Source organism: Achromobacter sp. HZ01 (assembly GCF_003267925.1).
In the GTDB taxonomy this organism is placed as follows: Bacteria; Pseudomonadota; Gammaproteobacteria; order Burkholderiales; family Burkholderiaceae_B; genus Achromobacter; species Achromobacter pulmonis_A.
This window is the reverse complement of the sequence record NZ_LWKV01000003.1, coordinates 619,616-640,990: the sequence shown is the minus strand read 5'-3', so window position 1 is coordinate 640,990 and position 21,375 is coordinate 619,616. Positions and strand designations below refer to the sequence as shown.

The 21,375-nt window shown below is 67.0% G+C and carries 21 protein-coding genes; 16 read left to right on the top strand and 5 right to left on the bottom strand.

All coding sequences use genetic code 11. The annotated features are described in order from the left end of the window. Positions 1-119: 119 nt before the first annotated feature. Entirely contained in the window at positions 120-899 is a 780-nt protein-coding gene (locus tag A6B37_RS19040) for a GntR family transcriptional regulator (RefSeq protein WP_102774485.1), read from the bottom strand. Positions 900-1,267: 368 nt separating this feature from the next. Between A6B37_RS19040 and A6B37_RS19035 the strand changes: the two genes are divergently transcribed. From A6B37_RS19035 to A6B37_RS18965, 16 genes are all read left to right on the top strand, one after another. Next, positions 1,268-2,257 (top strand): malate dehydrogenase, encoded by a 990-nt coding sequence (locus A6B37_RS19035; RefSeq protein ID WP_049072248.1) that lies wholly within the window; start codon positions 1,268-1,270, stop codon positions 2,255-2,257. 193 nt (positions 2,258-2,450) lie between these two features. Beyond that, entirely contained in the window at positions 2,451-3,341 is an 891-nt protein-coding gene (gene prpB, locus A6B37_RS19030; RefSeq protein WP_102774484.1) for a methylisocitrate lyase, read from the top strand. A gap of 84 nt (positions 3,342-3,425) precedes the next feature. Next, positions 3,426-4,619: a 2-methylcitrate synthase gene (prpC, locus tag A6B37_RS19025; protein WP_102774483.1), complete on the top strand. Its 1,194-nt coding sequence runs from the start codon at positions 3,426-3,428 to the stop codon at positions 4,617-4,619. Between the two features lie 82 nt (positions 4,620-4,701). Next, the gene (locus A6B37_RS19020) at positions 4,702-6,153 is read left to right on the top strand and encodes a bifunctional 2-methylcitrate dehydratase/aconitate hydratase (protein WP_111826626.1); all 1,452 of its coding nucleotides are present in this window, start codon (positions 4,702-4,704) and stop codon (positions 6,151-6,153) included. A 100-nt stretch (positions 6,154-6,253) separates the two neighbouring features. Continuing rightward, on the top strand, positions 6,254-6,676 hold the full coding sequence (locus tag A6B37_RS19015) for a CopD family protein (protein WP_102774563.1): 423 nt from the start codon (positions 6,254-6,256) through the stop codon (positions 6,674-6,676). Positions 6,677-6,708: 32 nt separating this feature from the next. Beyond that, a complete protein-coding gene (locus A6B37_RS19010) occupies positions 6,709-8,280 on the top strand; it encodes a THUMP domain-containing protein (RefSeq protein ID WP_111826625.1) in 1,572 nt (523 codons plus the stop codon). A gap of 199 nt (positions 8,281-8,479) precedes the next feature. Then, on the top strand, positions 8,480-8,668 hold the full coding sequence (locus A6B37_RS19005) for a hypothetical protein (RefSeq protein ID WP_168202251.1): 189 nt from the start codon (positions 8,480-8,482) through the stop codon (positions 8,666-8,668). A 383-nt stretch (positions 8,669-9,051) separates the two neighbouring features. Continuing rightward, positions 9,052-9,246 (top strand): hypothetical protein, encoded by a 195-nt coding sequence (locus A6B37_RS25990; protein WP_146748015.1) that lies wholly within the window; start codon positions 9,052-9,054, stop codon positions 9,244-9,246. Positions 9,247-9,361: 115 nt separating this feature from the next. Further along, positions 9,362-10,459, top strand: a complete 1,098-nt coding sequence (locus A6B37_RS19000; RefSeq protein ID WP_111826624.1) for a carboxynorspermidine decarboxylase — start codon at positions 9,362-9,364, stop codon at positions 10,457-10,459. A 38-nt stretch (positions 10,460-10,497) separates the two neighbouring features. After that, positions 10,498-11,757 (top strand): saccharopine dehydrogenase family protein, encoded by a 1,260-nt coding sequence (locus A6B37_RS18995; protein WP_111826623.1) that lies wholly within the window; start codon positions 10,498-10,500, stop codon positions 11,755-11,757. A gap of 74 nt (positions 11,758-11,831) precedes the next feature. Further along, on the top strand, positions 11,832-12,347 hold the full coding sequence (locus tag A6B37_RS18990; protein WP_111826622.1) for an RDD family protein: 516 nt from the start codon (positions 11,832-11,834) through the stop codon (positions 12,345-12,347). A gap of 90 nt (positions 12,348-12,437) precedes the next feature. Then, complete coding sequence (locus A6B37_RS18985; protein WP_102774473.1) at positions 12,438-13,280, top strand: UDP-2,3-diacylglucosamine diphosphatase; 843 nt, start codon at positions 12,438-12,440, stop codon at positions 13,278-13,280. Positions 13,281-13,406: 126 nt separating this feature from the next. Next, positions 13,407-15,101 carry an AMP-binding protein gene (locus A6B37_RS18980; RefSeq protein ID WP_111826621.1) on the top strand — a complete coding sequence of 565 codons (1,695 nt, stop codon included), beginning with the start codon at positions 13,407-13,409 and terminating at the stop codon, positions 15,099-15,101. 22 nt (positions 15,102-15,123) lie between these two features. Further along, complete coding sequence (locus tag A6B37_RS18975) at positions 15,124-15,645, top strand: gamma carbonic anhydrase family protein (protein ID WP_111826620.1); 522 nt, start codon at positions 15,124-15,126, stop codon at positions 15,643-15,645. Positions 15,646-15,718: 73 nt separating this feature from the next. After that, on the top strand, positions 15,719-16,648 hold the full coding sequence (gene hslO / locus A6B37_RS18970; protein ID WP_111826619.1) for an Hsp33 family molecular chaperone HslO: 930 nt from the start codon (positions 15,719-15,721) through the stop codon (positions 16,646-16,648). 59 nt (positions 16,649-16,707) lie between these two features. Then, the gene (locus A6B37_RS18965; RefSeq protein WP_102774469.1) at positions 16,708-17,394 is read left to right on the top strand and encodes a TadE/TadG family type IV pilus assembly protein; all 687 of its coding nucleotides are present in this window, start codon (positions 16,708-16,710) and stop codon (positions 17,392-17,394) included. 53 nt (positions 17,395-17,447) lie between these two features. On the opposite strand, the gene ftsB is transcribed toward A6B37_RS18965, so the two are convergent. The 4 genes from ftsB to A6B37_RS18940 form a co-directional block, all read right to left on the bottom strand. Next, complete coding sequence (ftsB, locus tag A6B37_RS18960; protein ID WP_111826618.1) at positions 17,448-17,864, bottom strand: cell division protein FtsB; 417 nt, start codon at positions 17,862-17,864, stop codon at positions 17,448-17,450. Between the two features lie 61 nt (positions 17,865-17,925). Further along, on the bottom strand, positions 17,926-19,212 hold the full coding sequence (gene eno, locus A6B37_RS18955) for a phosphopyruvate hydratase (RefSeq protein WP_102774467.1): 1,287 nt from the start codon (positions 19,210-19,212) through the stop codon (positions 17,926-17,928). A 4-nt stretch (positions 19,213-19,216) separates the two neighbouring features. Continuing rightward, positions 19,217-19,501 (bottom strand): DUF1330 domain-containing protein, encoded by a 285-nt coding sequence (locus tag A6B37_RS18950; protein WP_102774466.1) that lies wholly within the window; start codon positions 19,499-19,501, stop codon positions 19,217-19,219. Positions 19,502-19,704: 203 nt separating this feature from the next. Then, complete coding sequence (locus A6B37_RS18940) at positions 19,705-21,357, bottom strand: CTP synthase (protein ID WP_102774464.1); 1,653 nt, start codon at positions 21,355-21,357, stop codon at positions 19,705-19,707. Positions 21,358-21,375 lie beyond the last annotated feature (18 nt).

Sequence of the window (21,375 nt, the reverse complement as noted above, 5' to 3'; positions counted from 1 at the left end):
GGAATCGTTACGGCAAGAACGCCGTGCCCATTTCGAGCCCCTTGCGGGGACCCTGGCGGGAAATCACGGTATTTTCGCCCAGAGACAGGGTTGGTATCAAATCGTAGTCAAAAAGCTCATCAATTCAAACTATTGCGGTAATGGTATCGATCGGTCAAGTACAAGCCCCGACGTATTTCCATGGGGCGGTCACCGTAGGTGTAGGACACCCGATCCACCTGCAACAACGGCGTCCCGGCGGGGACATTAAGCAGCGCACAGACCTCGGCCGGCGCGACGACCGCGCGCAGCTTCTCGTCCGCGCGCACCATGCTCACGCCGAATTCGGATTCGAACAGACCATAGAGCGGCGCCTTGTTGGCGGTCAGCAGTTCCAGGGTCAGTCCGCGGAAAATGGAACCCGGCAGCCAGATGTCGTCGACCACGGTGGGCGCATGCCCCAGGGACAACAGGCGGCGGATCATCACGACGGTTTCGCCGGCGCGCAGGTCCAGGGCGCGCGCGATCTCGGCCGGCGCCCGCAGGCGGCGGCATTCGAGGATGCGGCTTTCGGCGCGGCCGGCCTCGGTCTCGTCATCGGGGGCCAGGCGCAGGAAGCGGTAGCGCACGCGCGCTTCGTGGTGGGTGGCGACGAAGGTGCCCTTGCCCTGGCGGCGCAGCAGCATGTGCTCGGCGGCCAGTTCGTCGACCGCCTTGCGCACCGTGCCCTGGCTCACCTGGAAACGGGCGGCGAGGTCGATCTCGCTGGGGATGAGCTCGCCCGGCTTCCATTCGCCGCGTTCGAGGCTCTGGACCAGCAGGTCCTTGATCTGGCGATACAGCGGACTGAAAGCGGCCCCCTCGCCCGCCGGACGGGCGGCGCGATTGCGTAGGGAGGTTTCGGGCCGGGACTCTGCCATGGATCTTTTTGGTTGTGTCATGTTTATCCGGAGAATGGGAAGGCGGCGCAAGGGACGCGAACCCATCCGCAATGCGCTGCCGCCGCGCGCTGTCGGTGCAGCGTGCCGGCTCGATACAGGCGCGTGGCCCGTCGAGGCTGCGGCGCATTCGAATAAACGCTCTATTGTGGCATATCGCGGCTGGCGCTGTCCAACGTCTTATGTCTTATATAAGATAGAAGAGCAATTGACGCATACGTAAAATCAATCTAGGATTCAGCGCTATCCGGGCGCCAGGTCGCGCGCTACGCGCGCGCCGGTTTCAACGGCCCAGCGATTACACTGATTGGTGAGATTTTTTTCTCGCCAAACCATTACGGAGAACGTCCATGTCCAAGCCTGCCTTGCGTGTCGCCGTCACCGGCGCCGCCGGCCAAATCGGTTACGCACTGCTATTCCGCATCGCCTCGGGCGAAATGCTGGGTAAAGATCAACCCGTCATCCTGCAACTGCTGGAAATCCCCGACGAGAAGGCGCAAAAGGCCCTGAAGGGCGTCATCATGGAACTGGATGACTGCGCCTTCCCGCTGCTGCAGGAAGTCACCGCCCACAGCGACCCGCGCACCGCCTTCAAGGACGCCGACGTGGCCCTGCTGGTCGGCGCCCGCCCGCGCGGCCCCGGCATGGAGCGCAAGGACCTGCTGTCGGTCAACGCCCAGATCTTCACGGCGCAGGGCAAGGCCCTGAACGACGTGGCCAGCCGCAATGTCAAGGTGCTGGTCGTGGGCAACCCCGCCAACACCAACGCCTACATCGCCATGAAGTCGGCGCCGGACCTGCCCGCCAAGAACTTCACCGCCATGCTGCGCCTGGACCACAACCGCGCCCTGTCGCAACTGGCCGCCAAGTCCGGCAAGGCCGTGGCCGACATCGAGAAACTGGTCGTGTGGGGCAACCACTCGCCCACCATGTACCCCGACTACCGCTTCGCCACCGTCGGCGGCGAATCGCTGGCCAAGCTGATCAACGACGACGCCTGGAACCGCGACACGTTCATCCCCACCGTGGGCAAGCGCGGCGCCGCCATCATCGAAGCCCGCGGCCTGTCCTCGGCCGCCTCGGCCGCCAACGCCGCCATCGACCACGTCCGTGACTGGGTCCTGGGCAGCAACGGCAAGTGGGTCACGATGGGCATCCCGTCGGACGGCTCCTACGGCATCCCCGAAGGCATCATCTACGGCGTGCCGGTCACGACCGAAAACGGCGAATACAAGCGCGTCGAAGGCCTGGAAATCGACGCCTTCTCGCGCGAGCGCCTGGACTTCACGCTGAAAGAGCTCCTCGAAGAGCGCGACGGCGTCAAGGACCTGCTGAAGTAAGCAGCGCAGGATGAAAGGATTGGGCCCGTTTTCGGGCCCAATTCCTAGCTGCCCGCGCATGCGCGGCATAAACCTGTCCCTTTGCCCGCGCGAAGGGGACAGCTTTATGTTCCGGGCCCGCAGCCCGCTTCCCCATCGTGCCATCCGGGGCTTCCAAGAACACCCGGGCCTCACATACATACGGAGACCACCCATGTCCAAACCCGAATCCGCCGGCGCCCTCTTCCGCCGCGCGCTCGCCGAAGAAAGCCCGCTGCAGATCATCGGCGCCATCAACGCCAACCACGCGCTGCTGGCCAAGCGCGCCGGCTACCGCGCCATCTACCTGTCGGGCGGCGGCGTGGCGGCCGGCTCGCTGGGCCTGCCCGACCTGGGCATCAACACGATGGACGACGTCCTGACCGACGTGCGCCGCATCACCGACGTCTGCGACGTGCCGCTGCTGGTGGACATCGACACCGGCTTCGGCCCGTCGGCGTTCAACATCGCCCGCACCGTCAAGAGCCTGATCAAGTTCGGCGCCGCCGCCTGCCACATCGAGGACCAGGTCGGCGCCAAGCGCTGCGGCCACCGTCCGGGCAAGGAAATCGTCTCGACCGAGGAAATGGCCGACCGCGTCAAGGCCGCGGCCGACGCCCGCACCGACAGCGACTTCTACCTCATCGCCCGCACCGACGCGATCGCCTCGCACGGCGTGGACGCCGCGATCGAGCGCGCGCTGGCCTGCGTGGAAGCCGGCGCCGACGCCATCTTCGCCGAGGCCGCCTACGACCTGCCCACCTACGACCGCTTCGTCAAGGCCGTCAAGGTGCCGGTGCTGGCCAACATCACCGAATTCGGCAAGACCCCGCTGTTCTCGGTTGAAGAGCTCAAGAGCGTGGGCGTGGGCATGGTGCTCTACCCGCTGTCGGCCTTCCGCGCCATGAACAAGGCCGCCGAAGCCGTCTACACCGCCATCCGCCGCGACGGCCACCAGAAGAACGTGGTCGACCTGATGCAGACGCGCGAGGAACTGTACGACCGCATCGGCTACCACGAATTCGAATCGAAACTGGACGCGCTGTTCCAGAAGGGCAAGGCCTGACGATAACCGGCGCCGCGGCCACGGCCCGGCGCCATGCAAACCCACCCATTGCATCGACCCCCGCGAAAGGAAAGGAGTAGAGACATGAGCATGGCTCCCAAGAAGCAGGAAGCGAAGACCGACGCCAAGCCGGAAGAAAAGGCCGGCTTCAAACCCAAGAAGTCGGTGGCGCTGTCCGGCGTGGTCGCCGGCAACACCGCGCTGTGTACGGTCGGCCGAAGCGGCAACGACCTGCACTACCGTGGCTATGACATCCTGGACCTGGCCGACGCCAGCGAGTTCGAGGAAGTCGCCCACCTGCTCGTGCACGGCAAGCTGCCCAACAAGGCCGAACTGAAGGCCTACAAGGAAAAGCTGCGCAGCCTGCGCGGCCTGCCCGCCCAGCTGCAAGCCGCGCTGGAAGCCCTGCCCGCCGCCAGCCACCCCATGGACGTGATGCGCACCGCCGTGTCGGTGCTGGGCTGCGTGCTGCCCGAGAAGGACGACCACAACATCCCCGGCGCGCGCGACATCGCCGACCGCCTGATGGCCAACCTGGGCTCGGCGCTGCTGTACTGGTACCACTACAGCCACAACGGCCGCATCATCGACGTGCAGACCGACGACGACAGCATCGGCGGCCACTTCCTGCACCTGCTGCACGGCGAGAAGCCCAGCGAGGACTGGGTCAAGGCCATGCACATCTCGCTGAACCTGTACGCCGAGCATGAGTTCAACGCGTCCACGTTCACCTCGCGCGTCATCGCCGGCACCGGCTCGGACATGTACTCGGCCATCACCGGCGCCATCGGCGCGCTGCGCGGTCCCAAGCACGGCGGCGCCAACGAAGTCGCCTTCGAAGTGCAGAAGCGCTACGAGACCCCGGACGAGGCCGAGGCCGACATCCGCCGCCGCGTCGAAGCCAAGGAAGTCGTGATCGGCTTCGGCCACCCGGTCTACACCGTGTCCGACCCGCGCAACAAGGTCATCAAGGACGTGGCCAAGAAGCTGTCCAAGAAGGCCGGCAGCACCAAGATGTTCGACATCGCCGAGCGCCTGGAAACCGTGATGTGGGACATCAAGAAGATGTTCCCCAACCTGGACTGGTTCTCGGCCGTCAGCTACCACATGATGGGCGTGCCCACCGCCATGTTCACCCCGCTGTTCGTCATCGCGCGCACCGCGGGCTGGTCGGCCCACATCATCGAACAGCGCATCGACAACAAGATCATCCGCCCCACCGCCAACTACGTGGGTCCGGAAGATCAGAAGTTCGTGCCGATCGAAAAGCGCAAGTAAGGCGACCCATGGGCCCGCGCATGAAACCGGCAGCGCCGCGCGGGCCCCGGGCCTCCTGTACTCACTCAGGAGAGGTTCCGACATGTCTGCCCCGATATCCAACGTGCGTCCCGATCCCGACCAGGTCCTGGTCGACATCGCCGACTACGTACTGAACTACGAAATCAACAGCGGCCTGGCCTACGAGACCGCCCGCAACTGCCTCATCGACACCCTGGGCTGCGGCCTGGAAGCGCTGGAATATCCGGCGTGCAGAAAGCTGCTGGGCCCGATCGTGCCCGGCACCGCCGTTCCCCACGGCGCCAAGGTCCCCGGCACCCAGTTCCAGCTCGACCCGGTCCAGGCCGCGTTCAACATCGGCGCGATGATCCGCTGGCTGGACTTCAACGACACCTGGCTGGCCGCCGAATGGGGCCACCCGTCCGACAACCTGGGCGGCATCCTGGCCACCGCCGACTGGCTCTCGCGCACCGCCGTGGCCGCCGGCAAGCCGCCGCTGTCCATGCGCGACGTGCTGACCGGCATGATCAAGGCGCATGAAATCCAGGGCTGCATCGCGCTGGAGAATTCCTTCAACAAGGTCGGCCTGGACCACGTGGTGCTGGTGAAGGTCGCTTCCACCGCCGTGGTGGCGCAGATGCTGGGCCTGAGCCGCGACGAAGTGATCAACGCCGTCTCGCTGGCCTGGGTCGACGGACAAAGCCTGCGCACCTACCGGCACGCGCCCAACACCGGCAGCCGCAAGAGCTGGGCCGCCGGCGACGCCACCAGCCGCGCGGTGCGCCTGGCCCTGATCGCCCGCACCGGCGAAATGGGCTATCCCTCGGTGCTGACGGCTCCCACCTGGGGCTTCTACGACGTGCTGTTCAAGGGCCAGCCGCTGCGCTTCCAGCGCCCCTACGGCAGCTACGTCATGGAAAACGTGCTGTTCAAGATCTCGTTCCCGGCCGAATTCCATGCGCAGACCGCCGTCGAATGCGCCATGGACATCCATCGCCGGCTCGCCGCGGCGGGCAAGCGTCCCGAGGACATCGCGAAGATCACGATCCGCACGCACGAGGCGTGCATCCGCATCATCGACAAGAAAGGCCCGCTCGCCAATCCGGCCGACCGCGACCACTGCATCCAGTACATGGTGGCCGTGCCCATCCTGTTCGGGCGCCTGACCGCGGCCGACTACGAGGACTCGGTGGCCCGCGATCCGCGCATCGACGCGCTGCGCGACCGCATCGTCTGCGTCGAGGACCCGGCCTACACCCGCGACTACCACGATCCCGACAAGCGCTCCATCGCCAACGCGCTGACGGTGGAATTCAATGACGGCGCCCGCCTGGACGAAGTGGTCTGCGAATATCCCATCGGCCACAAGCGCCGCCGCGCCGAAGGCATCCCGCTGCTGGAGGAAAAATTCCGCACCAACCTGGCGCGCATGTTCCCGCCGCGCCAGCAGGCGCGCATCCTGCAGGCCTCGCTGGACCAGGGCGCGCTGGAGGCCATGCCGGTGCACGAGTACGTGGATCTGTATGTGATCTGAACCTTGATCCGAAGGCTGGCCGCGGGCCCGCGCGAACGCGGGCCTGCCGTGGCCGCGCAGCTTACAATGCGGCTTTCCTCGGACGGATCGCGCCATGGCCATGCTTTGGGTCAAGACCTTTCACATAGTCTTCATCGCCTCCTGGTTCGCCGGCTTGTTCTACCTGCCGCGCATCTACGTGAACCTGGCGCAACAATCGGACCCCACCGTCCAGGCCACGCTGCTGGGCATGGCGCGCCGCCTGTACCGCTTCACCAGCATCCTCGCCGTGGTCGCCGTGCTGCTCGGCCTGTGGCTGTACATCGGCTACGGCATCGGCATGGGGCCCGGCAACGGCTGGATGCACGCCAAGCTCTTTTTCGTCCTGCTCGTGATCGGCTACCATCACGCCTGTGGCTCGATGCTGCGCAAATTCGAACGGGGCGAAAACACCCGTACGCACAAGTTCTATCGCTGGTTCAACGAAGTTCCCGTCTTGCTGCTCTTGGTGGTGGTGGCGCTGGTCGTCGTCAAACCCTTCTGATTCCCCCTACCTCTGCATTCGCCAGGATTCGTATGTCCTCAGATGACCAGGACCGTCCGCGCAAGACGCTGACCATCAAGAAAACCGCGCGCGACGCGCACGCCGAAGACAGCCGCAAGCGCACCCGCAGCGGCGCCCGCGCCCGGCTGGTGGCGCAGAACGAGCGCGCCCGCGAAGCCGCCGAGCGGCAGAAGAATCCGGCGCCCGCGCCGCGGTCCAAGCAGGACGAGGCCGGCGGCCCGGCACGCAAGCGCGCCGGCGGTCCGCGCCGCGCCCCGCGCGAACGCGACGACCAGTACATCGCCCCGGCCACGCCGGCCGGGCGCTTTTACGACCCGTTCGAGGACGACGCCCCGCCGCCCGGCTACCTGGAGCAATCCGAGCCCGACGACGCGCCGCAGCGCCACGAACCCGCCGTCGAAGTCCGCCCCCGCCGCCCGCGCGAACCGCGCCAGGCCGAGGTGTTCCCGGTCTTCGCGCCCTGCCCCCAGGGGCTGGAAGAAGCGCTGACGGCGGAAATGCAGGCGCTGGGCTTCGACGACGCCCGCATCGGCCGGGCCGGCTGCTCGTTCAGCGCAGACTGGTCGGGCGTGCAGCGCGCCAACCTGTATTCGCGCCTGGCGACCCGCATCCTGGTGCAGGTCGCGCACGCCGAGATCTCGCACGAGGACGACATCCTGGACCTGGCGCGCGATACGCCCTGGGAACGCTGGTTCGGCGCGGAGCAGACGCTGCGCGTGGACACCTCGGCCATCAAGAGCCCGGTGCAAAGCCTGCAATACTGCAACCTGCGCGCCAAGGACGGCATCTGCGACCGCCTGCGCGAACGCGAAGGCGAACGTCCCAGCATCGACACGGTGCGCCCGGACGCGCGCGTGCACCTGTTCCTGACCGGCCACACCGCCACGCTGTACCTGGACACGTCCGGCGAATCCCTGTTCAAGCGCGGCTGGCGCCTGGACAAGGGCGAGGCGCCGCTGCGCGAGAACCTGGCCGCCGGCATGCTGGCGCTGGCGGGCTGGGACCCGGCCGCGCCGCTGCTCGACCCGTTCTGCGGCTCCGGCACCATTCTCATCGAGGGCGCCTGGATCGCCCTGGGCGTGCCGCCGGGCATCTCGCGCCCCTTCGGCTTCGAGCGCCTGCGCGGCCACGATCCCTACCGCTGGCGCGACCTCAAGGAAGACGCCCGCTCGCGCATCCTGCCGCAACTGGAAGCGCCGCTGGTCGGCTACGACCTGGACCCGCAAGCCATCGAGTTCGCCCGCAACAACGCCGAGCGCGCCTGGCTGACGGCGGATTCGATCCGCTTCGAAGTCGGCGACGCCCGCCACATCACGGCGCCCGCCGACCACGGCTGGATCGTCACCAACCCGCCCTACGGCGAACGCATGGGGACGGAACAGGACCCGGACCTGTGGCGCGACTGGGCGGCCTGCCTGAAGCGCAACTTCGCCGGCTGGCAGCTGCACGCCATCACCAGCGACCTGACCCTGCCCAACCAGATGCGCCTCAAGCCCAAGCGCCGGGTGCCGCTGCACAACGGCTCGCTGGACTGCCGACTGTTCGGCTTCGAACTGGTCGCGGCCGGCTATCGGGACGCCTGAATCCCCTCGCCTGCCTGTCAACGCGCAGCAACATAGTGCATCTATCTTTGCTTATGGTGCTGCGCCGTGCCGTTTTGGTGCATCATCGGACGGTGGTGTTGCCGATATGCACCAGCCTCTTGCACAAGTTCAGGGTTAACCCCTATAATTCGGGTTATCCCTAGTAGCGAAACAACTGTGCAAGCCCGTGGAGGCTAACGTGATCAACCCGAACAACACCATCCGCCTGACCGACGAACTCGAGCGCCAACTGATGCTCCAGGCTATTGAAGAACAATTCCGTCCGCACCCGATGCGGGCGCTGGCCGCCGGCCTGCGTAAGCTGGCCCACGGCGTCCGTGCCCTGGCCGGCAAGACGAGCGCCAAAGACGCGCACTCCGCCGCCTGAGCATGGCCCGGGCCGCAAGGCCCCGACGATTTTCCCCTTGGGGGCTGCACAGCCCCTTTTAAGACCCGCCCTTACCGGCGGGTTTTTTTTCGCCGCCGCGCAGGACTAGGCCGCATAGCGGCGCGGCGTGACCGTCGCGACGCGCGAGGCGGGACCGCGGCGCAGCCAGTCGCGCTCGGCGGCATGTACTCGCTGGCCGGCGGCGGCCAGGACGGCCTGCGCATCGATCGCATGGCGCGAATTGCGGCCATGATGCGGTCATCTGGTCCGAAATGCGGCCAATCGCGCCGCGCCGCTTTTGTGCTTGCGCGCGTACTGAATTAGAATAATCGGTTACGCCCGGCCTTGCGCCGGAACCACATCTGCTGGTTGGAGAGGACGCCATGTCGCCAGACGCCCTGTTCCAATTGGGGATCGTCTCAGTCCGTCTGAACACCTCCCTAACGGAAACCCCGGAAAACCCGGAAACCCCGGAAAACCCGGAAACCCCGGAAACCCCAGATAGCCGGGAATATTCCCGCGCTCGCCTGGCCGTCGGCCGTGGCCGGCCTCATCCCGAGCACTTCCCGAGCATCTAGCCCGGATACCGAGGGCCGCTTTTGCTGCCCGCCCCGCGCCCGCCCGGCCGCAAGCCGGACAGGTTCCGTCATTGCGCGCGCCCCGCCGGGCCTGCGCTTACGTACAAGGGACATCGTGATCCAGACGCCCTACTACCTCATCGACAGCTCGCGCCTCATGGAGAACATGCGGCGCATCGACCACGTGCGCCGGCATTCCGGCGCCAAGGTGCTGCTCGCCCTCAAATGCTTCGCCACCTGGTCGGTATTCGACCTGATGCGCGAATACATGGACGGCACCACGTCCTCGTCGCTGTACGAAGTGCGGCTGGGCCGCGAGAAGTTCGGCGGCGAGACCCATGCCTACAGCGTGGCCTACGCCGACCATGAAATCGACGAAGTGGTCTCGTACGCCGACAAGATCATTTTCAACAGCCTGGGCCAGCTGGAACGCTACGGCGCGCGCGCGGCCGGGCTGCCGGTGGGCCTGCGCCTGAACCCGGGCGTGAGCAGTTCGGGCTTCGACCTGGCCGACCCGGCGCGCCCGTTCAGCCGCCTGGGCGAAAGCGATCCGGCGCGCATCGCGGCCGTGCTGGACCGCGTCAGCGGCTTCATGATCCACAACAACTGCGAGAACCGCGATTTCGCGCGCTTCGACGCCTTGCTGGGCGAGGTCGAGGCGCGCTACGGCGAGCTGCTGGCGCGGGTGCAATGGGTGAGCCTGGGCGGCGGCATCCATTTCACCGGCGAAGGCTATGCGCTGGACGATTTCTGCGCGCGCCTGCGCGCCTTCTCCGAGAAGTACGGCGTGCAGGTCTACCTGGAGCCCGGCGAGGCCGCCATCACCGACAGCGCTAGCCTGGAAGTGACGGTGCTGGACACTTCGTACAACGGCAAGCAGCTGGCCGTGGTGGACGCCTCCATCGAGGCCCACATGCTGGACCTGCTGATCTACCGCCTGCAGGCGCGCGTGGAGCCCGATGCCGGGCCGCACCGCTGCCTGGTCTACGGCAAGTCCTGCCTGGCCGGCGACATCTTCGGCGAATTCGATTTCCCGCAGCCGCTGGCCGTGGGACAGCGGCTGTCGATCCGCGACGCCGCCGGCTACACCATGGTCAAGAAAAACTGGTTCAACGGCCTGACCATGCCCGCCATCGTCGTGCGCGACCTGGATGGCACCGAACGCGTGGTGCGCCAGTTCGGCTACCGCGATTACGTCGACAGTCTGTCCTGAGCGTCCGGCCAGGCCATCCACAACAAGGAGTTGTCCAGATGAAGCCCAATATCCTCATCATCGGCGCCGGCGGCGTGGCGCACGTGGTCGCGCACAAGTGCGCCCAGCACAACGACCGCCTGGGCGAAATCCACATCGCCTCGCGCACCCTGGAAAAATGCCAGGCCATCCTGGAGTCCGTGCACGCCAAGGGCAGCCTGCGCCAGCCCGGCCTGCTGCGCGCGCACCGCCTGGACGCGATGGACATCGGCGCCACCGAAGCGCTGATCAGGAAGACCGCCGCCCGCATCGTCATCAACGTGGGCTCGGCCTTTCTCAACATGTCGGTACTGGAGGCCTGCCTGCGCACCGGCGCCGCCTACCTCGACACCGCCATCCACGAGCAGCCCGACCAGGTCTGCGAAGCGCCCCCCTGGTACGCCAACCACGAATGGAAGCGGCGCGAGGCCTGCCAGGCCGCCGGCGTCACCGCCATCCTGGGCGCGGGCTTCGACCCCGGCGTGGTCAACGCCTATGCGCGCCTGGCCTGCGACCACTACTTCGACCGCGTCGAGTCGATCGACATCGTGGACATCAACGCGGGCAGGCACGGCCGCTACTTCGCCACCAACTTCGATCCCGAGGTGAACTTCCGCGAATTCACCGGCACGGTCTGGTCCTGGCAGGGCGGCCAGTGGACCTCCGCCCAGATGTTCCAGTACCGCAAGGAATGGGACCTGCCGGTGGTGGGCCGCCAGACCGCCTACCTGACCGGCCACGACGAGCTGCATTCGCTCTCGCAGCATCTGGACGTGCCCGACATCCGCTTCTGGATGGGCTTCGGCGAGCACTACATCAACGTGTTCACCGTGCTGAAGAACCTGGGCATGCTGTCCGAGAAGCCGGTGCGCACGGCCGAGGGCCTGGAAGTGGTGCCCTTGAAGGTGCTCAAGGCCGTGCTGCCCGACCCGGCCTCGCTCGCGCCCACCTATACCGGCAAGACCTGCATCGGCAATCTGGTGCGCGGCGAAAAGGACGGCAAGGCGCACGAGATCTTCATCTACAACGTCTGCGACCACGAGGAAAGCTATCGCGAGATCGGCAGCCAGGCCATCTCCTATACGGCGGGCGTGCCCGCGGCGGCGGCCGCCCTGCTGATCGCCGACGGCACCTGGGACGTGCGCCGCATGGCCAACATCGAGCAGTTGCCGCCCCGCCCCTTCCTGTCGCTGCTGGCCGCCATGGGCCTGGAGACCCGGGTGCGCGAGGACGGCCGCGACCTGCCGCTGTCGACGCTGGAAGATTCGGTCGACGCCTAGGGCCTGTTCACACTAAAAGGATCCACGCACAGGCCGGAATGCCGGCGCCGGCATTCCGGGCATAATACGCGTCCATGACCGACGCCCATCTCGACCAGACCCCCAATCGGCTGCGCCGATTCGCCTGCATGATGTACGAAGCCGTGCTGCTGTTCGGCGTGGTGTTCCTGGCCGGCTACCTGATGGACACGCTGACCCAGAGCCGGAACGCGCTGGACCTGCGCAGCGCCCGCCAGGCCTGGCTGTTCGTCGCGATCGGCGCCTATTTCGTGCTGTGCTGGCGCCGCCGCGGCCAGACGCTGCCCATGAAGACCTGGAACATCCGCCTGGTCGAGCAGGACGGCAGCATTCCGTCCACCCCCCGCCTGATCCTGCGCTACGTCCTGGCCTGGCCGCTGGTGCTGGCCGGCGCCGGCCTGGTCTGGGCGGCCGCCCAGGCCACCGGCTGGCCGTCGATGGACATGTTCATCGTGGCCGCGCCCTTCACCGTCTTCATCTGGTCGTGGTTCGATCCCGACGGCCAGTTCCTGCATGACCGCATCCTGGGCACGCGGCTGCGCAACGCGCCGCCGCACAAAAAGGCACGCTAGCGTCACAACAGCGTCATAAAGGTTTCACGGTCCCGTCATCGCGGGGTGGTTTCATTGCCATGAACAACCACAGCCCTTGGGGACGCGACCGTGAACGACATCCAGCCTGCACACTGGCGCACCCTCTGGATCTCCGATATTCACTTGGGCACCGCCGGGTGCAAGGCGGAGTTCCTGCTGGACTTCCTGGACCACAACGATTCCGACACGCTGTACCTCGTGGGCGACATCGTCGACGGCTGGCAGCTGCGCAAGCACTGGCACTGGCCGCGCGCCCACAACGACGTGATCCAGCGCATCCTGCGCAAGGCGCGCAACGGCACCCGGGTGGTGTTCATTCCCGGCAACCATGACGAGTTCGCGCGCGAATTCGCCGGCTACGCCTTCGGCGACATCGAAATCCTCGACGAGGACGTGCACGTCACCGCCAAGGGCCTGCAGCTGCTGGTGCTGCATGGCGACCAGTTCGACGGGGTGGTCCAGCACAGCCGCTGGCTGGCCCACCTGGGCGACGGCCTCTACCAGCTGGCGCTGTGGGTCAACCATCACTTCAACCGGCTGCGCCACCGGCTGGGGCTGCATTACTGGTCGCTGTCCCAATACCTCAAGCACAAGGTCAAGAACGCCGTGTCGTTCATCACCGACTTCGAGGAAGCGCTGGCGGGCGAGGCCCGCCGCCGCGGCCTGGACGGCGTGGTCTGCGGCCACATCCACAAGGCCGAGCTGCGCGACGTGAACGGCATACTCTATTGCAACGATGGAGACTGGGTCGAAAGCCTGTCGGCCCTGGGCGAAACCCACGAAGGCCAGCTCCAACTGCTGGACTGGGCCGCCATGCAGGCCGAACGGCGCACCCAGCCCGGCCCCCGCCAGCGCTCGCTGACCCTGCCCGCCCTGCCTTCGGCGCTGCGCCGCCAAAGCAAACACCCGTGATAACCCTTATGCGTCCCCGTTACGCAACGGGGATGTTGCAGTTCACGGCCCTCTAGGTCATGCTTGCACCTGGGGCGACGGGCGATCTGACCCGTTCACGCTGCAACATGCTCACAACATAGGGCCATGAACGACCAATATCAGGCGCTCTACCAAACATTCCGCTGGCTGGTACCCACCCAGTTCAACATCGCGGAAGCGTGCTGCCACCGCTGGGCATCCAGCAGTCCGGATGCGCGGCGCATCGCCATCTACTACGAAGACGAATCCGGCAACCGCGAGGTCTGGACCTATGCGCGCCTGGCGGAAGCCGCCAACCAGCTGGCCAACGGCCTGATCAAGATGGGTGTGGGCCGCGGCGACCGGGTCGGTGTGGTTTTGGGGCAACGTCCCGAGACCGTGGTGGCGCACATGGCCATCTACAGCGTCGGCGCCGTGGTCCTGCCCTTATCCGCCCTGTTCGGCCCGGAAGCCCTGGAGAGCCGCCTGCGCGACGCCGAGGCCCGCGTCGCGATCGTGGACTACGCCTCCAGCGCCAACCTGCTGTCCATCAGCGACGACTGTCCCGCGCTGCAGCAGATCATCGGCATCGGCTTCGCCGACGAACGCGTGCTGCCCTGGCGCAGCCTGCTGGCCCGCCAGCCCAGCGAATTCAAGGCCGTCCCGACCCGCTCCTCCGACCCGGCCATCCTGCTCTATACCTCCGGCACCACCGGCGCGCCCAAGGGCGCGCTATTGCCGCACAGCGTGCTGATCGGCAACCTGCCGGGCTTCGTGGCCTCGCAGGACTGGTTCCCCAAGCCCGGCGACGTCTTCTGGTCGCCCGCCGACTGGGCCTGGACCGGCGGCATGATGGACGCGCTGCTGCCCACGCTCTACTTCGGCCACGCCATCGTCGGCACGCGCGGGCGCTTTTCCGTCGAGCGCGCGTTCGAGCTGATGGAGCGCTACCAGGTCACCAACACCTTTCTCTTCCCCACCGCCCTCAAGATGATGATGAAGGCCGTGCCCGAGCCGCGCAACCGCTACCAGCTGGCGCTGCGCTCGGTCATGAGCGCCGGCGAAAGCGTGGGCGAAAGCGTGTTCGAATGGTGCCGCTCGGCGCTGGGCGTGACGCCCAACGAGATGTTCGGCCAGACTGAAATGAACTACGTGGTGGGCAACAGCCACAAGCGCTGGCCCGCCAAGCCCGGCAGCATGGGCCGCCCCTATCCCGGCCACAACGTCGCCGTGCTGGACGACGAAGGCAAGCCGGTGGCCCCCGGCGGCACCGGCGAGATCGCCGTCAACCGGCTCGACATCCACGGCTACCCCGACCCGGTGATGTTCCTGGGCTACTGGCGCAACGAAGCCGCCACCCAGGCAAAGTTCAAGGGCGACTGGTGCCTGACCGGCGACCTGGCCACCGTGGATGCCGACGGCTACCTCTGGTATGCCGGCCGCGCCGACGACGTCTTCAAGTCCGCCGGCTACCGCATCGGTCCCGGGGAAATCGAAAGCTGCCTGGTCGGGCATCCTGCCGTGGCCAACGCGGCGGTGGTGCCCAAGCCCGACCCCGAGCGCGGCGCGCTGGTGAAGGCCTATGTGGTCCTGACCCCGGAATTCGCCCAGCGCGAGCGCGGCGAACTCGTCGAAAGCCTGCAGGAACACGTGCGCGAGCGCCTGGCCCCCTACGAATATCCGAAGGAGATCGAGTTCGTCGACGAGCTGCCCATGACCACCACCGGTAAAATCCAACGTCGCATCCTGCGCCAGCGCGAAGAAGACCTCGCGCGCCTGGCCGCAGCCACGACAGACGCGCCGCCGGCCTCCAAGGCCTGAGGCCGCACAGGAGACCCCAGGCATGCCCATCTACCAGCTCGACGACCTGATTCCGCGCATCGACGCGGCCGCCTACGTGGCCGACAGCGCCGACATCATCGGCAATGTGACCCTGGAGGCCGGCGTCAGCATCTGGTCGAACGTCTCGATCCGCGGCGACAACGACGCCATCCTGATCCGCCAGGGCACCAATATCCAGGAAGGCAGCGTGCTGCACGTGGACGCCGGCTGCCCCATGACCATCGGCCCCAACGTCACCGTGGGCCACCAGGCCATGCTGCACGGCTGCACCATCCACGAAGGCGCGCTGGTCGGCATGCAGGCCATCGTGCTGAACAACGCGGTCATCGGCCGCAACTGCCTGATCGGCGCCGGCGCCATCATTCCCGAGGACCGCGTCATCCCCGACAACTCCCTGGTCATCGGCATCGGCAAGATCGTGCGCGAGCTCTCCGACGAGGAAATCGCCAATCTGCACAAGAACACCGCCCACTACGTGGCGCGGGGCCAACACTACAAGACGGCCTTGAAGCGGATCGGCTGAGGCCCGCCCGCAGCGCCCCTGCCCCTGCCGGCAACAGGGGAATTTGGCCGGCCCGATCGGCTAACATTCCCCCATGACCGATCAGCTTAAAAAATACCTTACCGAAGACCGTAGCGGCCGCATCCAGGCCGTGCGCCTGGAAGCGACCTGGAAGGCCGTGCAGGCCAACCACGACTACCCGCCCGCCATCACCAACCTGCTCGGCGAGCTGGTGGCCGCGTCCACGCTGCTGGCCGCCAACATCAAGTTCGACGGCTCCCTGGTGCTGCAGATCCAGGGCGACGGCCCCATCGCCCTGCTGGTGGTGGAATGCCGCCACGACCTGAGCCTGCGCGCCACCGTCAAGATACGCGAAGGCCACGAGGTTCCCGCCGAAGGCGATATGCAAAGCCTGCTGAATCCCGGCGGCAACGGCCGTTTCATCGTGGTGCTGGACCCGCAGCGCAAGCTGCCCGGCCAGCAGGCCTACCAGGGCGTCGTGCCGCTGGAAGGCGAGACCGTGGCCGAAGCGCTGCAGCACTACATGAAAGCCTCCGAACAGCTGGACACCCGGCTGTGGCTGGCGGCCGACGCCGAACACGCCGCGGGCATGCTCATCCAGCGCCTGCCGCACAACGGCGGCACGGACGCGCCGGTCCTGACCGACCAGGACGCCGCCGAAACCTGGGACCGCATCTGCGCCCTGGCCGGCACCCTCAAGCGCGACGAACTGCTGGCCACCGAAATCGATACCCTGGTGCATCGCCTGTTCTGGGAAGAGACCCTGGTGGGCTTCGACCCGCTGGAGGTGCGCTGGCACTGCCCCTGCACCCGGGAACGCGTGGCCAACATGCTGCGCTCGCTGGGCGAGGCCGAGATCCAGGACATCCTGGCCGAACGCGGCGAGGTGGACGTGTCCTGCGATTTCTGCGGCAAGCCTTACAAGTTCGACGCGGTCGATTGCGCCGCCCTGTTCTCGCCCCACCAGCCGGCCGCGGGCGACACGCCCCCCACCGTGCACTGAGCCACCCCTCGGATAGTCCGCATCGACAGGCGGTCATGCCGGCGCCAGACTGCGCTGCCATGACCGCCTTTTTCATTGTCCCGCCCCGCCGCCCGCAGCGCGGCGCCGCCGCCGTCGAGTTCGCCGTGGCGGCGGCCATCGTGCTGCTGCTGGGCCTGCTGGCCATCGAGGCCGCCCACTGGCAGGGCGCGCGCCAGCTGGCCCACCTGGCGCTGATGGAAGCCGCGCGCGCCGGCGCCACCGCGCATGGCGATCCGGCGCGCATGCGCGCGGCCTTCCTGCAGGCCCTGCCGCCGCGCCAGGGCCGGGCCGACCTCGCAGCCATCGCCGGCGTGCATCCGTGGCGCATCGAAGTGCTGCTGCCCGACGCGCAATCGTTTCGCGAACATGCCCGGCCCGGCCTGCGCGCCGGCCCCGGGCTGCGCGCCATCGACAACGACTACCAGGACCTGCAGCACGCGCGCCGCCCGCCCCGCCCGGGCGGCCAGAGCATCTTCCAGGCCAATACGCTGCGACTGCGCCTGACCTATCTGCACCGGCCGCTGCTGCCGCCCGTGCGCGGCCTGCTGGCGCTGCTGAGCCGCGGCCGCGCCGGCTATGCCGGCAATGCGCTGCGCGCAGGCCTGCTGCCCATCCGGGTCGAACTGGAAACGGAAATGCACTCGCACCCGGCGGACTGGGCGCGCGGCGCGCCACCGCCCGCCGGCATCGTGTACGGCGAATGCCGCAGGCTGCGCTGCGGCTGAACGGAAACGCGAATGGGGAATGGGGAATGGAGCGCCGCGCCTGCGGCGGCCCCTCAGTGGCGCGCCGGCGCCGGATTGGCGGGCTTGGGCGCCTGGGCGCTGGCGCGCGCGGGCGTGCCGGCGGCGGGTTTGGCCGGCTTGGCCGGCGCCGCGGCCGGTTCGGCCGCCAGCGAGGCGCCGCCTGCCGGCGGCTGGGTGTTCTGGGGCAGGATGTGCACAAAGACCTCGCCCTCGCGCATCATGCCCAGCTCGCCGCGGGCGCGCTCCTCGATGGCGCCGGAGCCGCCCTCCAGGTCGCGCACTTCGGCTTCGAGCGCGGCATTGCGCGCGCGCAGGCCTTCGTTGGTCTCGCGCTGCTCCGCCACCTGGCGTTGCAGATCCCAGACCTTGAACCAGCCTCCCTTGCCCAGCCACAGCGGGTATTGGATCAGGCCTAGCAGCACGAACAGCACCAGGAACAACAGGCGCATACGCGAGAACCCTCAGCAGTCGCGGCGTTTGCGCGGCCCGGGTTGCGGGCCGCGTTTTTCATCAACGCAGGTTGTAGAAGGCTTCCAGGCCGGGATACGACGCCACTTCGGCCAGTTCTTCCTCGATGCGCAGCAGCTGGTTGTACTTGGCCATGCGGTCCGAACGCGACAGCGAGCCGGTCTTGATCTGCATGGCGTTGGTGGCCACGGCGATGTCGGCGATGGTGGAATCCTCTGTTTCGCCCGAACGGTGCGACACGACGGCGGTGTAGCCGGCGCGCTTGGCCATTTCGATGGCGGCGAAGGTTTCGGTCAGCGTGCCGATCTGGTTGATCTTGATGAGGATCGAGTTGGCCACGCCCTTCTGGATGCCTTCGCGCAGGATCTTGGTGTTGGTGACGAACAGGTCGTCGCCCACCAGCTGCACCTTTTTGCCGAGCTGGTCGGTCAGCAGCTTCCAGCCTTCCCAGTCGTTTTCGGCCATGCCGTCTTCGATCGAGATGATCGGGTATTTGTCGCACCAGGTCGCCAGCAGGTTGGCGAATTCCTGCGAGGACAGCGAAATGCCGCCTTCGCCGGCCAGCGTGTACTTGCCGTCGCGGTAGAACTCGGAGCTGGCGCAGTCCAGGCCCAGGGCGATCTGCGAACCCGGCTCGTAGCCGGCTTCGGTGATGGCCTTCAGGATCAGCTGGATCGCGGCTTCGTGGCTGGCCACGTTGGGCGCGAAACCGCCCTCGTCGCCCACCGCCGTGGACATGCCCTGGCCGTGGATCAGCTTCTTGAGCATGTGGAAGACTTCGGCGCCCCAGCGCAGGGCTTCACGGAAGCTGCCGGCGCCCACCGGCAGGATCATCAGTTCCTGCAGGTCGAGGGTGTTGTTGGCGTGCGCGCCGCCGTTGATGACGTTCATCATCGGCACGGGCATGCTCATGGGGCCGCTGCCGCCGAAATAGCGGTACAGCGACAGGCCGGATTCGTCGGCCGCCGCGCGGGCCACGGCCATGGAAGCGGCCAGGATGGCGTTGGCGCCCAGGCGTTCCTTGGATTCGGTGCCGTCCAGCTCGATCAGGGTGCGATCGACGAAGGTCTGTTCCTGGGCGTCCAGGCCCATCAGGGCTTCCGAGATTTCCGTATTCAGGTTCTCGACGGCGCGCAGCACGCCCTTGCCCAGGTAGCGGCTCTTGTCGCCGTCGCGCAGTTCGATGGCTTCGCGCGCGCCGGTGGAGGCGCCCGACGGCACGGCCGCGCGGCCCATGGCGCCGGATTCCAGCAGCACATCGCATTCCACGGTGGGGTTGCCGCGCGAATCCAGAATCTCGCGGCCGATGATGTCGACGATTGCACTCATGACTTTACATTCCCTGAACGATAAACATATTCATGACGGCCGCGCCTTCGCGGGCATTGCGGGCGCGGCGGTACTGCCAGGAGTCGTAGAAGGCCTGGGCCGCGGCCAGGGAGGGAAACTCCATGACGACGGTGCGGCCAGGCTTACGGCCCTCGAGGTGCTTGGACTCGCCGCCGCGCACCAGGACCTTTGCATCGTACGCGCGCATGGCGAGCGTGGACAGACGCTTGTAGTCCTCGTATTGCGCGGGCTTGGTCACTGTGACGTCGGCGATGAGGTAAGCACTCATGGGGTTCCTTCAGGACAGTTGCGTTGGTTTCGGTGTGACGCCGGATGCGGCGACGCCGCCAGTGTCGCGCAAGGCGGCCTGGCGACGCATATCCGATGCTAATTGGTTGTATCCGAAAGCAGCGCCGCCGTACAGGGCGGCGCCGCTACGCGGGGCCGCGGTCCCGGAGATCCGCACGCGGAACTCGAGACCGCAGCCGCGCATTACGCTTCCTGGCCGCGGCGAGCCTTCTGCTCGATGGCGGCGCGGATATAGCTGGAGAACAAGGGGTGGCCGTCGCGCGGCGTGGACGTGAACTCCGGGTGGAACTGCACGCCCACGAACCACGGGTGGTTGGGCAGTTCCATCATTTCGGGCAGGTTCTCGGTGGGCGTGCGCGCGCTGATCACCATGCCGGCCTCTTCGAGGCGGGGCACGTAGACGTTGTTGACTTCGTAGCGGTGGCGGTGGCGCTCGTTGACTTCGTCGCCGTAGATGGCCTGCGCGCGGGTGCCCGGCTTGATCGGCACGCGCTGCGCGCCCTTGCGCATGGTGCCGCCCAGGTCGGACGAGTGGTCGCGCTTTTCGACCTTGCCTTCGCGGTCCATCCATTCGGTGATCAGGGCCACCACCGGATGCGGGGCGGACGGATCGAACTCGGTGCTGTTGGCGCCGCCCAGGCCGGCGACGTGGCGGGCGAACTCGATGACGGCCAGCTGCATGCCCAGGCAGATGCCCAGGTAGGGAACGCCGTTTTCACGGGCGTAGCGGATGGCGGCGATCTTGCCCTCGGTGCCGCGCTTGCCGAAGCCGCCCGGCACCAGGATGGCGTCCAGGTGCTTGAGCTGGTCGGTGCCGCGGGTCTCGATGTCTTCGGAATCGATGTACTCGATGTTGATCTTCGAGCGCGTGTGGATGCCGGCGTGGACCAGGGCCTCGGTCAGCGACTTGTACGATTCGGTCAGGTCGACGTACTTGCCGACCATGCCGATGGTGAGCTCGTGCTGGGGGTTTTCCAGCGCTTCGACCAGGTTGTCCCACATGGACAGGTCGGCCGGCGGCGGGGTCAGGCCCAGCGCTTCGCAGACGATGTTGTCCACGCCCTGCTTGTGCAGCATGGCCGGAATCTTGTAGATCGAATCGGCGTCCCACACCGACACCACCGCGTCCAGCGGCACGTTGGAGAACATCGAGATCTTGGCGCGCTCGTCGTCCGGGATGCGGCGGTCGGCGCGGCACAGCAGCGCGTTCGGGTAGATGCCGATTTCGCGCAGCTTCTGCACCGAATGCTGGGTGGGCTTGGTCTTGAGTTCGCCGGCCGAGGCGATGAACGGCACCAGCGTCAGGTGCACGAAGGCCGCGTTGTTGCGGCCCATGCGCAGGCTCATCTGGCGCGCGGCTTCCAGGAACGGCAGGGACTCGATGTCGCCCACGGTGCCGCCGATCTCGACGATGGCGACGTCGGTGTTGCCGTTCCAGGCGGCTTCGGCGCCACGGGCGATGAAGTCCTGGATTTCGTTGGTGATGTGGGGAATGACCTGCACGGTCTTGCCCAGATAGTCGCCGCGGCGCTCTTTGCGCAGCACGGATTCATAGATCTGGCCGGTGGTGAAGTTGTTCACCTTGTGCATGCGAGCGGAAATGAAGCGCTCGTAGTGGCCCAGGTCCAGGTCGGTCTCGGCGCCGTCTTCGGTGACGAAAACCTCGCCATGCTGGAACGGGCTCATGGTGCCCGGGTCGACGTTGATGTACGGATCGAGCTTCAGCATGGTGACTTGCAGGCCACGCGACTCGAGGATGGCGGCAAGCGACGCGGCGGCGATGCCCTTGCCCAGGGAAGACACCACACCGCCGGTGACAAATACGTATTTGGTCATCGTAATGAGCACCCGGGA

Coding starts and splice junctions, on each gene's coding strand:
- A6B37_RS18980 (WP_111826621.1), top strand. CDS start 13,407: ATGAACGACCAATATCAGGCGCTCTACCAAACATTCCGCTGGCTGGTA.
- ftsB (WP_111826618.1), bottom strand. CDS start 17,864: ATGCGCCTGTTGTTCCTGGTGCTGTTCGTGCTGCTAGGCCTGATCCAA.
- A6B37_RS18995 (WP_111826623.1), top strand. CDS start 10,498: ATGAAGCCCAATATCCTCATCATCGGCGCCGGCGGCGTGGCGCACGTG.
- A6B37_RS19010 (WP_111826625.1), top strand. CDS start 6,709: ATGTCCTCAGATGACCAGGACCGTCCGCGCAAGACGCTGACCATCAAG.
- A6B37_RS19040 (WP_102774485.1), bottom strand. CDS start 899: ATGGCAGAGTCCCGGCCCGAAACCTCCCTACGCAATCGCGCCGCCCGT.
- A6B37_RS18950 (WP_102774466.1), bottom strand. CDS start 19,501: ATGAGTGCTTACCTCATCGCCGACGTCACAGTGACCAAGCCCGCGCAA.
- A6B37_RS19020 (WP_111826626.1), top strand. CDS start 4,702: ATGTCTGCCCCGATATCCAACGTGCGTCCCGATCCCGACCAGGTCCTG.
- A6B37_RS19035 (WP_049072248.1), top strand. CDS start 1,268: ATGTCCAAGCCTGCCTTGCGTGTCGCCGTCACCGGCGCCGCCGGCCAA.
- A6B37_RS18940 (WP_102774464.1), bottom strand. CDS start 21,357: ATGACCAAATACGTATTTGTCACCGGCGGTGTGGTGTCTTCCCTGGGC.
- prpC (WP_102774483.1), top strand. CDS start 3,426: ATGAGCATGGCTCCCAAGAAGCAGGAAGCGAAGACCGACGCCAAGCCG.
- A6B37_RS25990 (WP_146748015.1), top strand. CDS start 9,052: ATGTCGCCAGACGCCCTGTTCCAATTGGGGATCGTCTCAGTCCGTCTG.
- prpB (WP_102774484.1), top strand. CDS start 2,451: ATGTCCAAACCCGAATCCGCCGGCGCCCTCTTCCGCCGCGCGCTCGCC.
- A6B37_RS19015 (WP_102774563.1), top strand. CDS start 6,254: ATGCTTTGGGTCAAGACCTTTCACATAGTCTTCATCGCCTCCTGGTTC.
- hslO (WP_111826619.1), top strand. CDS start 15,719: ATGACCGATCAGCTTAAAAAATACCTTACCGAAGACCGTAGCGGCCGC.
- A6B37_RS18965 (WP_102774469.1), top strand. CDS start 16,708: ATGACCGCCTTTTTCATTGTCCCGCCCCGCCGCCCGCAGCGCGGCGCC.
- eno (WP_102774467.1), bottom strand. CDS start 19,212: ATGAGTGCAATCGTCGACATCATCGGCCGCGAGATTCTGGATTCGCGC.
- A6B37_RS18975 (WP_111826620.1), top strand. CDS start 15,124: ATGCCCATCTACCAGCTCGACGACCTGATTCCGCGCATCGACGCGGCC.
- A6B37_RS18990 (WP_111826622.1), top strand. CDS start 11,832: ATGACCGACGCCCATCTCGACCAGACCCCCAATCGGCTGCGCCGATTC.